Origin of the sequence: Faecalibacillus sp. (genome assembly GCF_047023275.1) — a bacterium.
In the GTDB taxonomy this organism is placed as follows: Bacteria; Bacillota_I; Bacilli_A; order Erysipelotrichales; family Coprobacillaceae; genus Faecalibacillus.
This window is the reverse complement of the sequence record NZ_JBKYAR010000016.1, coordinates 23,545-36,745: the sequence shown is the minus strand read 5'-3', so window position 1 is coordinate 36,745 and position 13,201 is coordinate 23,545. Positions and strand designations below refer to the sequence as shown.

16 protein-coding genes are annotated in these 13,201 nt (G+C 28.9%); 1 reads left to right on the top strand and 15 read right to left on the bottom strand.

Annotation, left to right across the window (positions count from 1 at the left end):
- The first annotated feature begins 21 nt into the window (after positions 1–21).
- A complete protein-coding gene (locus tag ACLVEP_RS07075; protein WP_412583838.1) occupies positions 22–1,167 on the top strand; it encodes a YibE/F family protein in 1,146 nt (381 codons plus the stop codon).
- Positions 1,168–1,176: 9 nt separating this feature from the next.
- Here ACLVEP_RS07075 and ACLVEP_RS07070 read toward each other — a convergent pair whose 3' ends face one another.
- The 15 genes from ACLVEP_RS07070 to ACLVEP_RS07000 form a co-directional block, all read right to left on the bottom strand.
- Positions 1,177–1,467, bottom strand: coding sequence for a Dabb family protein (locus tag ACLVEP_RS07070; protein ID WP_320096958.1), 291 nt, complete (start codon positions 1,465–1,467; stop codon positions 1,177–1,179).
- 11 nt (positions 1,468–1,478) lie between these two features.
- Positions 1,479–2,249: an SDR family NAD(P)-dependent oxidoreductase gene (locus tag ACLVEP_RS07065; protein ID WP_412583835.1), complete on the bottom strand. Its 771-nt coding sequence runs from the start codon at positions 2,247–2,249 to the stop codon at positions 1,479–1,481.
- The gene (locus ACLVEP_RS07060; protein ID WP_412583833.1) at positions 2,239–3,627 is read right to left on the bottom strand and encodes a DHA2 family efflux MFS transporter permease subunit; all 1,389 of its coding nucleotides are present in this window, start codon (positions 3,625–3,627) and stop codon (positions 2,239–2,241) included. Before ACLVEP_RS07060 ends, ACLVEP_RS07065 begins: the two co-directional genes overlap by 11 nt.
- Positions 3,628–3,721: 94 nt before the next feature.
- Positions 3,722–4,468, bottom strand: a complete 747-nt coding sequence (locus ACLVEP_RS07055; RefSeq protein WP_412583832.1) for a MurR/RpiR family transcriptional regulator — start codon at positions 4,466–4,468, stop codon at positions 3,722–3,724.
- Between the two features lie 54 nt (positions 4,469–4,522).
- The gene (locus tag ACLVEP_RS07050) at positions 4,523–4,807 is read right to left on the bottom strand and encodes a hypothetical protein (RefSeq protein WP_412583830.1); all 285 of its coding nucleotides are present in this window, start codon (positions 4,805–4,807) and stop codon (positions 4,523–4,525) included.
- A gap of 13 nt (positions 4,808–4,820) precedes the next feature.
- Complete coding sequence (locus ACLVEP_RS07045; protein WP_118661806.1) at positions 4,821–5,657, bottom strand: PTS system mannose/fructose/sorbose family transporter subunit IID; 837 nt, start codon at positions 5,655–5,657, stop codon at positions 4,821–4,823.
- Between the two features lies 1 nt (position 5,658).
- On the bottom strand, positions 5,659–6,504 hold the full coding sequence (locus ACLVEP_RS07040) for a PTS mannose/fructose/sorbose/N-acetylgalactosamine transporter subunit IIC (RefSeq protein ID WP_412583828.1): 846 nt from the start codon (positions 6,502–6,504) through the stop codon (positions 5,659–5,661).
- 28 nt (positions 6,505–6,532) lie between these two features.
- Positions 6,533–7,024 (bottom strand): PTS system mannose/fructose/N-acetylgalactosamine-transporter subunit IIB, encoded by a 492-nt coding sequence (locus tag ACLVEP_RS07035; protein ID WP_412583826.1) that lies wholly within the window; start codon positions 7,022–7,024, stop codon positions 6,533–6,535.
- Between the two features lie 12 nt (positions 7,025–7,036).
- The gene (locus ACLVEP_RS07030; protein ID WP_318000645.1) at positions 7,037–7,459 is read right to left on the bottom strand and encodes a PTS fructose transporter subunit IIA; all 423 of its coding nucleotides are present in this window, start codon (positions 7,457–7,459) and stop codon (positions 7,037–7,039) included.
- Positions 7,460–7,619: 160 nt separating this feature from the next.
- Positions 7,620–8,906 (bottom strand): extracellular solute-binding protein, encoded by a 1,287-nt coding sequence (locus ACLVEP_RS07025; protein ID WP_412583824.1) that lies wholly within the window; start codon positions 8,904–8,906, stop codon positions 7,620–7,622.
- On the bottom strand, positions 8,899–9,579 hold the full coding sequence (locus ACLVEP_RS07020) for a response regulator transcription factor (RefSeq protein WP_318000647.1): 681 nt from the start codon (positions 9,577–9,579) through the stop codon (positions 8,899–8,901). Before ACLVEP_RS07020 ends, ACLVEP_RS07025 begins: the two co-directional genes overlap by 8 nt.
- Positions 9,572–10,873 (bottom strand): sensor histidine kinase, encoded by a 1,302-nt coding sequence (locus tag ACLVEP_RS07015; protein WP_412583822.1) that lies wholly within the window; start codon positions 10,871–10,873, stop codon positions 9,572–9,574. Before ACLVEP_RS07015 ends, ACLVEP_RS07020 begins: the two co-directional genes overlap by 8 nt.
- Positions 10,873–11,832 carry a sugar ABC transporter substrate-binding protein gene (locus ACLVEP_RS07010; RefSeq protein WP_412583821.1) on the bottom strand — a complete coding sequence of 320 codons (960 nt, stop codon included), beginning with the start codon at positions 11,830–11,832 and terminating at the stop codon, positions 10,873–10,875. The genes ACLVEP_RS07015 and ACLVEP_RS07010 overlap by 1 nt, the downstream gene beginning before the upstream one ends.
- Before the next feature lie 84 nt (positions 11,833–11,916).
- A complete protein-coding gene (locus ACLVEP_RS07005) occupies positions 11,917–12,195 on the bottom strand; it encodes a PTS sugar transporter subunit IIB (protein ID WP_412583819.1) in 279 nt (92 codons plus the stop codon).
- A 101-nt stretch (positions 12,196–12,296) separates the two neighbouring features.
- Entirely contained in the window at positions 12,297–13,184 is an 888-nt protein-coding gene (locus ACLVEP_RS07000; protein WP_412583817.1) for a LysR family transcriptional regulator, read from the bottom strand.
- Positions 13,185–13,201: the final 17 nt, after the last annotated feature.

Below are 13,201 nucleotides of genomic sequence, written 5' to 3'. Positions count from 1 at the left end.
GTTCTTTCATAAGGAGATATCATGTTAAAAAGAATTCATAAATGTGATCTTATCCTTCTCATCATTATTTTTATTTTTACACTTGGTGTCTATTTTTTCCATAGTCAGGTTTATAGTCCTGTTGCAATTCAAAATTCATCATCTTTAAGTTATAGTAAAGCTAAAGTATTGCGTGTAATCGATGATCAATCAAAAAAAGATGAAACAACAAATAGATATTATGGTGTACAAAGTTTATATGTTGAGATATTAGATGGATCTTATAAAAATAAAAAAGTTTATATCGATAATTATCTTTCAACAACACATAATGTACGTCTTAAAGCTGGGGAGACATTTATTGCTTGTATTGATAATCCTGAATCTGATAATACTTTAATTACAGCGTATAATTATTATCGTACCCCTTATATTTATGGTTTTGTAGGTTTACTTTTAATCATTATTTTAATGATTGGTAAATCAAAAGGAATGCGAACGATTATCAGTTTAGCCTTTACTCTCTATGCTATTGTAGGTTTATTGCTGCCAATGATTTTTAGTGGCTTTTCACCAATTATTTCAACTATCTTTATTGTTATTTTAACAACTGGGTATTCATTATTTATGCTTAATGGACCTTCTATAAAAACTTGGGTAGCTGTAATAGCCACATCACTAGGTGTTATTATTAGTGGGCTTTCTTTTTTAGTATTAAGTCAGCTTATTCATATTTCAGGATTTAATACTGATCAAGCTGAAGCATTGATTATTATTTCTCAACAAACAGGACTAAAAATTAATGAAGTTTTATTTTCTGGAATCTTAATTTCTGGATTAGGAGCAGTTATGGATGTAGGTATGTCAATTGCTTCTTCTTTATATGAAGTTAAGGCACTTAATCCACAAATTACTAAATCACAATTATTTAAATCTGGTATTAATATTGGAAAAGATATGATTGGAACAATGTGTAATACATTGATTCTAGCTTTTACTGGAAGTTCAATGACAATTTTACTTGCATTTTTTGCTTATCAAATTCAATATCCTCAATTAATGAATTCTGATTTTATTGCAATTGAAATAGCTCAAGGAATTACAGGAACATTAGGTATTATTTTAACAGTCCCTATTGGTGCACTTCTTTGTAGTTTACTTTATCATAAACATTTAAAAGCCTCTTAAATGAGGCTTTTAAATGTAATAATCGATAGCAGTAACAGTTTCCATCTCTGGACCTTCTTTTAATAATCTTTGATGTTCTTTAGAAACTGGATAAGCATTTAAATCATTTTCATCTTTAAATTCTATAATTTGAATAAGATCTCCAAAATGAGGTCCTATTGCTGGTTGTTTACTAATATTACAACCAACTTCACTGTTTACTATTAAAGAACATTCATTACCCACTTCTTCTAACATCTTTTTAAATTGATTAATTTTACTTTTATCTTTTAAAGTAAATACTGACACATGTTTAATCATCTTTTTTCCTCCTATGCAATATGCATTCCACCATCAATAAATAATTTTTGTCCTGTTGTATGACTCGCTTCTTTACTACATAACCATAAAACTGCATTTGTTACTTCTTTTGTTGTCGCAAGTTTTTTTAAAGGAATGACATGTTCCTTCAACATTTCTTCTTCATGAGGATTTGTTGATAAAGAATTTTTAGTAAGTTCTGTTCCCATTGTTGGTCCTGGACAAATGGCATTTACACGAATACCATAAGATGCGTTTTCTAAAGCAGCCATTTCTGTTAAAGCAATAACTGCTGCTTTGGCTGGACCATAAGCTGCAAATCCTGGAGCCATTTTATAGCCTCCAATAGAAGCTGTATTAACAATAGCACCAAATCCTTGTTTTTGCATTTGTAATAATTCATATTTTAAACAAAGAAAAACACCTTTCATATCAACATCTACAACTAAATCCCATGTTTTTTCAGAAATTTCTGTCAATGATTCATAAGGCATACGTACGCCATCTGGACCAATACCAGCATTATTAAAAGCACAATCAATACGTCCATATTTCAAGACAACTTCATCAATTGCTTTTTTAACATCACTTTCTTTAGACACATCACAATGAATATAAGATGCATCATTTCCTATTTCTTTAATAGCTTCTTTACATACTTCTTCTTTATCTACTGTCAAAGCAACAACATGGGCTCCTTTTTTTGAAAACTCAATAGCAGCTTGCTTTCCAATACCACTTGTTCCTCCTGTAATAACTACCACTTGATCTTTAAAATTCATTTTTTTCTCCTCCTTTAAAAGCAAAATATTGACTTAAAACAACAATCGTAACATTAAAAATCAAAAAAACTAAAACAAACAACGTTCCTCTATTTGTCCCATCATATAAATTAGTTCCTTGTTGTACAAACGCTAAGATAGCAGCTGTAATAGATGTTCCTATTCCTCCTGAAAGTTGCATCAATGTTTGTAATGTTGCATTTCCATCTGCTTGTAAATTTGTAGGTAAATGAGACATCGCACACGTCATTGTATTACCAACAATCAAGCCAATTCCTAAACTATAAATAAAATAAAGTATCATACATAATTGATAAGTAAGTTTATCAAAAAGAAATAGAAAACAAATTGTTGAAATAAAACTACAACATATCCCTAAAATAATAGGTTTTTTAGCTCCAAAACGATCTAAAATCAAACCACCTACAGGTGCAAATAAAGCACCAACAATTGCTCCAGGTAATAAGATGACTCCTGCATCTGTAGCAGGTTGTTTTAAAACAATTTGTACAAATGTTGGTAATAATAAACCATATCCTAATGTTGTCATTTGTAAAAACATGATGGCTAAGGTATGAAACGTAAAACTTTTATGATTAAAGATATCTAAATGAATTAATGGATTTTTAATATGTAATTGCCTTTTAGTAAAATAATATAAGCTGCTTATTCCAATGATAAAGCAACATAAAACAAACACTAAATGATCAACAACTTGATTTAAATTAGAAAATCCCATAATTAAAGTAATAAAAGCGAACGCTACGGCTATAAAACTTAAAATATCAAATTTTTCATGGATATTGATTTTTTGTTCACGCATACACAAATAACCTATAAAACTTGCTAGAACAATAATCGGTAAAACACAAATAAAAATATAACGCCAAGTAAAATACTGTGTCATTATTCCTCCAAAAGTAGGACCTATTGCTGGTGCAGCCGCTGTTACAAAAGAACCACATCCCATCATTAATCCTAGAAGTCTTTGAGGTGATTCCTCTAAAATAATGTTATACATCATTGGTAAAGCAATTCCTACACCTGCTCCTTGTATAAGTCTTCCTATAAGTAATAAGCTAAATTGTTGTGCAAAGATATCTATTATTAATCCTATTGAAAATAAAAATCCTGCTACTAGAAATAATTTTTTTGTTTGAAATCTTCTTTTTAAATAAGATGAAATAGGAATTAGAATTCCCATCATTAATAAATTCCCTGTAGTCATCCATTGAACTAAAGAAGTAGAAACCTGAAATTCATTCATCAATGTTGGAAATGTAATATTCGTTGCTGTTTCAATCAAAACACCACAAAAAGAAAACAAACCTGCAGCTAAAATAGCTAATAATTGTTTAATTGTTAATTTTTCTTCCATAGTTGCCTCCTATTCATTAATTTACTCATAAATAAATGAATTGCTTTTCTTTTTATATTTCATAAACTTTCTTGACAAGACAAAAAAAATGTGCCTAAGCACATTCGTAGTAACAAGAAATAATCAAATCAATCAAACAATGAAACATGATTCTTCTTTCTTTCATTTCTAAATGATTGATAGATAAAAGTAATGTTTCATGAAAATAGTTTAACATTTTTTGATCAATCATCTGTGTTGAAATCAAAAGTTTACGTCCTTGACTTCTTAAAAGCTTTCTTAAATAACGTGAGGATTGTTTACTTAAAGCATCCTCTTCAATTCCTATAACAAGTAATAAATCATTTTCTTTCAATTCTATGGTTGATTCATTTTCATCTAAAACCAAAATATCTTTTTGAAAAAGATCTCCTTCATATTGAAGATATTGACAAAGTAAATGAGAATAAGCAACTCCATAAAGATAGATATGTTTAGCTACTGTTATTTCTTTAACAAAATCAACTATTTGATTTTGTTTAATTTCTAGTAAATTATTTTCTATCCATTTAAATGAATCATGTAAATGATTTTTTGTAAAATGATGTTGCCTATTGTTTACTTGTTTTCTAATTTCTAATTCTAATAAGCAATCATCTTTAAAGGCAATATAGTTATCATAACCTATTTTTTTTATAAGTTTAGAGATTTTTGCTTTAGAAACATAGGTATTTTTTGCAAGTTCTTCAATAGACATTGAAGATACTGTTTTTAGATTTAATTTAATATATTTACAAATAGAATAATCTAAATCATTTTGTTGACTATTGTTTAATAATGTATTGATTTTATTTGTTATCATAATATCACCAAATAAAGTATAACATAAAAACCGCCTAAGCGGTTTTATGTATGATTATAGAGAGTTTTTATATTTTAAGGAAAACTGATCAACAATTTTATTTATGTTTTTCTTACCACTATAAATAGCCTTTCCAACAAGGATAATCGCTAATATAGATATAATTATTAATATGATTGCAAAGATTTTTATAAATAAGATATTAGAAAAATAATACATCAATAAGACTCCTAGAGAGGAAAGGAAGAACAAATTGCGTAACCACTTAACGAGGTTATTAATCATTTTCTTTTGGTAGTTAATTTCATCTATATACCCTTGTTTTTCTTGACTATTCATTGTATTTCTCCTTTTAGTAAGATAATCCTGGATTAAAGAATCCAACAAATACACCAATAAAGGCAACTACAACTAATAATAACATTACTTTGATTGGTGACATTTTCTTTTTAGATAATAAATACCAACATCCAACAACAAAGACTGCTGTTAATAAACCTGGATAAACACCATCTAATGTTTTTTGTAAATCTAAGAATGGTTTTTTAGCTCCTGCTGCTGTCATCGTAAATGAAGTTGTTACTGAAATCCATGTAGCAGATACGGCACCAATAACAATACCACCTAACATTGTAACAGATTCTCTTAAAGCTTCCCCTTGAGGACCTACTAAGAAATCTACAGCTTTACCACCTAATTCATAACCTTTGAAATATAAGAATTTCATTCCAAAGTAAGCAAATAAGTTCCATACAATAATATACATGATTGCTCCAAGTGGAGAACCACCTGTAGACATACCTAAAGCAATACCAAGTAAAATAGGAATAACTGTTCCAACAACTAAGGAATCACCAATACCAGCGATTGGTCCCATTAAACCTGCTCTTAACCCGTTGATTGTTTCATCATCAACATCTTCTGCACCATTTGCACGTGCTTCTTCTAACCCTGCTGTCATCCCTACAATAACAGTCCCAAGTTGTGGTTCTGTATTAAAGAAAGCAGTGTAAGTTTTCATTGATCTAGCTTGATCTTCTTTTTTGTCATAAAGTTCTTCTACTACTGGTAACATAGAGCATAAGTAACCAAAAGTTTGCATATGTTCTTGAGAGAAGCATGTTAAGTTTCCATAATACCAATTGTGGAAGGATTTTGTTAATGTTTTTTTAGATAGTTTCTTTTCCATCTTAAATATCCTCCTCATCTTCGTCATCAAAGTCTCCTGCAGGTGCAGCTACTCTTTGATTTTGTAACATTTTTAATTTGTAGTTAATTAAAGCAAACATACCAGCAATAACTGTTGCAGCTACTAAATTGATTCCCATTGATGCTGCAAGAGTAAATCCAAAGAAAAATGGAATGAAATCAACAGCTTTTGTAACGATTTGTTTTAATAAAATAGCAATTCCGACACATGGTAATAATGATCCAACTGTAAATAATGTTTTCATAGCTAAACCATCCATAGGTAATGTTGTTTTAATAAGTTCAACAACATCTGCCCCTAATTTACACATAATTAATGCTGGAATAAATGAACATAAAATATGTGAGATCCAAGGTAATACCATATCTACAAGATATAATTTATGATAATCACCTTTTTCAACAGCTTTCCATCCAACATGTTGCCATGCTAAGTTGATTGTTGCTGTTCCATAGAATAATACTGTACCTAAAGTACCAACCATTGTACCAAATGAAGTAGCAAGTGCAGCTCCTTCTTTTGTAGCAGCTGATAAACCATAACTACTTAACGCTACCATTGCTAGTGGAATCCCAATGTAACTTACAGCACGAACATCTGCTGAAACTGTTCCACCTGGAGTAACTAATGCGATGTAGACAACTTGCATTGCTGCCCCTACTAAAATACCTGTTTTGATATCTCCTAAGATGATTCCACATACAAGTCCCCCAATTAAAGGACGACCTAATGTGTAGTTACCAAAGGAAGTACCACCTAAACCTGGCATACTTGATAAACAAGCAAATAATCCAAGTAATGCCGCTTGTAACCAACTGATTGTCATAATTTTTCTTCCCCTTTTTATTTATTTGTTAAAAACCAAATTTATCTTTAAAATCATCCCATGTTCCAATTGAAACATCTGGTAATAAAGCAAATTTGATTGTATAACCTGCTTTAGCTAAAGCTTCAAAAGCTTCTGCTTCTTCTTGTGTAATAGATTGATTGTTTCCTAATTTTGTTGCCCCTTCACGATCATTACAAGGTCCAACAATAACTGTTTTAATACCACAATCAAATCCTTGATCAACAAGAATTTTTTTCATATCAATAGGATTTTTAGTAATTAAGAAATATTGATCTTGACTATCTAAAACCTTTTGACATTTCTTTTGCCAAGCTTCCATTGTCCAAACAAATGTTTTCTTTCCACTGGCTGATTTATAAGCTGCTTTTAAAACCGAATTGTTAGCTGCTTTATCATTGACAGCAACTAATCCATCACAAGGATATTCCCTTGCCCAACGTGTACATGTTTGACCATGAATCATACGGTCATCAATTCTAATAAATGATACTGACATCTTTCTTCCTCCTTAAATATCATCTTCGTCGTCTTCTACGACTTTAAATTCTTGTAAAGCAGTTTTAGCTTCAGATAAAACTGTTTCTACAAAAACTTCACCTTCTAAATTATCTTTCATCAATACTGAAGTAAGTGCTAATGGTAAATTCATTCCACCAATTGTTGTTGTCTTTTCCATTAATCCTTTTTCAGCTAAAACATTTAATGCTGTTGTAAGTGGTGACCCTCCTACAATATCTGCTAATAAAACAATTTCGTCATCTTCATGAATATCTTTAATACTTTCTTTAAAGATTTCAGCAAATTCATCTGCTGTTTTGCCATCAGGTAACCCTGCAGCAATCACATCATCTCTTTGCCCTGCTAACATCATTAATGAAGTTTTTAAACCTGCAGCAAATTCACCATGACTGACTAATACTAAATATTTCATGTCCTTCCCTCCTTGCACATATAGAATACCAAATATGAAAGCACTTGCAATGTGTCTAAAATCATGACTTTAAGATGACAAAAATCATAAAAAAAATGACAAATATCATTCCTTATATGACATTTGTCATAAAATAAAAATAGATAGCGTTATGAACTATCTATTTCATTTCATTTTCTAATTTCTTTTGTATTTTATTTAAATCATTATCAATTGTTCCTTGATCAAGTGCTTGATTAATTAAATAATCTGCTTTTTCTAAAATTGATTCATATTCTTTAAATTTAGGTTCTACAATTGTATTTTCTAATAAATTATTTAAAACATCTTGATTTAAAGAAGCATTTGACATTGTATCTGTATCAAGTATTTCTTTTGTTTTTTTAGAAAGCATCACTTTTTTTAAAGGAGAAGCTCCTTTAGAATTATTAAGCAATGATTGTTGGATATCTTCATCCATTGTCAACATTTTCAAAAATTCCCATGCCATTTGACTATGTTTTGTTTGCGATGACATTCCTATTAAAGATGTATCTAAGTGCGTTGTCACAGTATTTGTTTTTGTCCCTGGCATTGGAATACAGCTCCATCTAAATGAAGTATACTTACTAATACGATAAGGATAAGGTTGATATGTACGATATTGAGCAAATGTCAATGGACAAAAAGCTACTTTTCCTTGATCAAAATCTTCTGAAGATATTTGATATCCCTTGGATAATTCATTTATTTTTGTAAGATAAGATAATGCTTCTTTTACTTCTTTTTTATCTAAATGACAACTATCTTCTTCAAAAATATTTAATCCATAACAATCAATTGCATCTTTCCAATCAAAACCATAACAGCCATATTGATCAATGCTTTTATCATGATTTGTATCTTTTGTAACTTGTGTACAAATTTTATAGAAATCATCGATTGTCCAATCACTTGAAGGTATTTCAATATTTTCTTTTGTTAGTAAATCATGGTTAATACACATGATCGTTGGATTGATTTCATATGGAAGAGCATATTGACTACTATTATTTCCTGCAAGCAAGGCACTTTGATAAAACATTGAAGTATCTATTTGATCTTCTTTTATAAGACGATTTAAATCTTTTAATATTCCAATTGACGATAATGTATTAAAATCACTTGATAAAACCATGAAAAGATCTGGTGTAGTCCCTTTAGTAATTTCATTCGCTAACCATGAAGAATAATCATCTTTCATAATTCCACTTTTATATTCAATTTTAACATTGGGATATTTCTTTTCAAACTTTTGAATTGCTTGATCAATCACTTGATAACTTTCACCATTAGGCACATCCCAGCTACTTCCAGCATAAAGTCCTAAAGTAAGTGTTATCTCACGACTTGGATCATTGATCAAACAATAAATAAGCACTAAAGAGATACTTACAAGAGTAATAATCAGTTTTTTTGTTTTAGACACTTTCATCACCAAATTCTTGCATTGTTACTCCTGTTTGTACCGCCCATATCGCAAGTTGTGTACGATCACGAAGCGCTAATTTTGATAAAACAGTACTGACATAATTACGAACAGTCCCTTCAGATAAGAAAAGCTTTTGAGCAATTTCTTTATTTGATAAGCCAAAACCTACTTGTTGAATGACCTTAAGTTCTGCTTGTGTTAAATCTTTTGATAAAGAGTCATCAACTTGAATTGCATAATTACTCATCGACATTTTAGAAAATAATTTAAATACTTTAGTGGCGATATCAGGATTGATCATGGCCCCACCATTATAAACAGTACAAATAGCACGATAAAGTTCATCCATGCTCACACCTTTTAATAAATAACCACTCGCACCATATTTTAAAGCACTAAAAACAAATTCATCATCATCAAAAGTTGTTAAAATAATCACTTTAATATCAGGATACTTTTCCATCACTGTTTTTGTACAATAAACACCATCCATCTCTGGCATACGAATATCCATTAAAATAACATCTGGTTTTTCTTTTTTAATACTTTCTAAAACCGCAAAACCATTTTCAACAGCATCAACAACTTTCAAATCCTCATGAGTAGATAAAACAATCTGTAAAGATTGTCTTATTAATTCTTGATCATCAGCAATCATGACTTTAATCATTATTATTTCCTCCTATTTTTGGTATTTCAACAACTGTTCTAAATCCATCTTCATTATAAAAATGAATACTTCCATTTAAAATAGCAACTCTTTCATTCATTTGTTTTAAACCATAACCATAATGAATTTCCTTACAACCTGTACCATTATCTTGCATAATAATCATATATTTATCTTCATCATCAAAAAGATGAATTTCTATAGCGGTTGCATGTCCATGTCTTAAAGCATTGGTAATTGTTTCTTGAATAATTCTAAAAATAATATCTTCTTTTGTATTTTCAAAATCAACTTCATCCCATTCATAATAGAGATCTATCTTTAAATGAGAAACACTTTGAAACTCTTCAATCATTTTTATTAAACCATCTTTTAATGTTCTTTGATCTAAAGCACCTGGTCTAAGTTTATATAAAGAACGTCTCACATCTTTAATACTTTCTCTAACAACATTACTAATCACTATTAATTGTTCTTTGGCTTTTTGTTGATCAATATCAATCAAAGCAATACAAGCATCAATTCCTGCAGAAATACCTGTTAAAGCATGACCTAAAGTATCATGAATTTCTCTAGAAATTCTTTTTCTTTCTTTATCTTCTGCCATTTTTTCTGATAAAGCTGAATAGTTTTTTAATTCATCATTAACTTTAGAAGCCATTTTTAATTCTTCTGTTATTTTTTTATTTTCTTCCTGATTAACAAATAATTGTGCTACAAGATAAAGAATAAATAAAACAACATTTAATGAAACTAAAATATTTTTAGTAAGTAACATTAATGTACGACTTGAATTTGGATAAAAAGATAAATAAGATTCTATACTTGGCATATGAATGATATTTGATAGAATATTAAAATCTGAAATAATCAATAATCCAAAAGCAACAAGTAATAATAAAACAATATGTTTAATATTTCTCATATTATAAAGTAAATCAGCAAAAACAAATAAAAGAATACCATTATAAGAACCATTTAAACGAATAATAATTAAAAAAGAAATAAATATTTCTATATAAACAAGTCCATTCGTTATTTTAATATTATCTTTTTCTCTTAATTTCATTAAGAAAACAAGCATCATAAAAAGTAAAATAGATTCAAAGAAAATATTTTGTGGTGAACGTGTAATATAAGATACTTTATTTAAAAAATCTCTAGCATAATAATGAATAGATATATATCTTGTTGAAAGTAAAAATAGTGAAGCACTATAAATGACAATGATTGCATTTAAAAGTAAGAGTGCATCTTTTAATTTAATAACATGTTCTTTTTTTAAATGTTCCATTATTGCCACCCCATTGTATCATAATCTTTAATATTTTCTTTTGTAATTAATTGTGTAGGAACAATAATAGAATGTGTATATTTTTCTTTATGTATGATTTTATAAGCAACTTGAATACTTTCTTTTCCTAAAGAAGTAGGCGATTGTGAAGCAGTCGCCATAATTTCTTTTGTTTCACCCATTAATTTTTTGATATTTGGTGAACCATCTACTCCATATATATAAACATCATGATTTATCGTATTTTCTTTAACTGCTGCTAAAGCTCCTAAAGCAGCAGGATCATTTAAACAAAAAACAATATCAAAATCTATTCCTTGATGAATAATTTTATTTAATGCTGGTAAAGCAATTTCTGTTTGTCCTAAACAATCTACACTTCCTACAATTTGATAATTTTCATTTGTAGAAACTGTATCTTTAAAACCATTAATACGATCAACAGCAGATAATACATTTTGATGCTCTAATAAAACAATACGTGCTTTTTCAAAACGTTGCATCATATCCAAAGCACACTTTACACCCGCATCATAATTATCAGAAACAACAGTACAATCAGCAATTTGATCATCACTAATAGGTGCATCTACAACAATAATTTTAATTCCTGCTTTTTTTACTTTCTTTAAAGTTTTATTAATAGTTGTAGATTCCACAGGATTAACAATTAAAACATCTATTCCTAAATCAATTAAATCATTGATTTGTTCCTCTTGTTTTTTAGCATCTAACGCAGGATCTCTTGTATATAAAACATCCCCATGATCATTAATAACATTTTCTATTTCATTATTAACAGCCTTATAAAAGGTATTATTCATTGTCATATAAGTTGCACCAAATTTTATTTGATGCGTATTATTTTCGGCATTTATATAACGATGATAAACAAAAGTAATCATTAATAAACTGATAACACATGTTATTTTTAAAGCTCTGTTCTTAGAAAAAAACATGATTTCCCCTCCACTATTACTTTAATTTTAATGATTTTTGTCATATATGTAAATATGACAAATGTCATAAAAAAACAGTTCATTCTATTTTTGAATCAACTGTTTTGCTTGTTTAATAATACTACTTCCATCTAATAAACCATAATCTCTTAAAGAAATAACACCTACTGGAACTTTTACAATTTTTTTAATTTCTTTTAAATCTTCATTTCTTTGTGGTGTTAATAAAACAACATCTGCTTCTTGTAAATGTTCATTTAAAAAAACTTCTATATTCAATAATTGACTTTTAGCCACTTCTTGTATTTTTCTTACCAGCATACTTCCTGAAAATCCTGGCTTTGTAAGTAATGCAATTTTCATATGGTACCTCCAAGTGCTTAGTAATAATATAATAATCGAAATAGCTAAAATACACAATATCTATTTTATCAAACAATGTGTAATTCCTTCTTTTTTCGTATTTATAAAAAAGAATTAAGACACTTTATAAATTCTCTAACCAATAAATTTTTATCTTTTTTAAGATAAATAATTCCATAATCTATTTCTAAACTTTCTTGAATATCAACCACTTGTACTGTTTCATCTAAATCTTCTTTACAAAAAGCATATTCTGGTAAAATACCAATCCCATAGCCACTTAATGTTAAAGCAAGTACTGCTTCTACATCATCTTGTCTAATAACATTTTTTTCTCTTGTTTTGGCTGATAAAAAGCGCTCAAGCTCATCTTCTTTTAATTTAGGAATACTTTTTTGTCTTAAAGTAATAAAAGAATAATTTTGTAGATCATTAATTGAAAGGCTTTTTTGATCAACAATCGCTATTTCTTTTGGAATCAAAGCTTTCATTGAACATGTAAAAAGTTTTTGAAACTGACATTCTGTTCTATCTTGAATCATTGCTTTTGTGCCCATAATAAGGTCTAGTTGATTTTCAACAAGTCGATTAACAAGTTGAAAATAGTCATCTAAATATATTCGAGGAGAAACCATAGAATTTTCTTGATGAAATAAACGTAGAGCTTTCGTTAACACTTTTGTATCTTGTTTCATTGTACACCCTATCTTTAAAATTCTTTGTCCATCCATTTTAACTGCTTTTAAACGATTAGGAATTTCCTCCATACGTAATAATATATCATGAGCATCATGATAAAAAATTTCTCCTGCTGTAGTCAGTTGAACGGATTTACTATCTCTTATAAAAAGTTTAACCCCTAATTCATCTTCTAAATGTTGAATATGATGAGTAACTGTAGGTGGTGTAACATAGAGTTCTTTGGCAGCTCTTGTAAAATTTAAACGATCTGCAGCAACAACAAAACATTTGAGTTCTTGACTATTCATTGAAATCACCTCTTTTT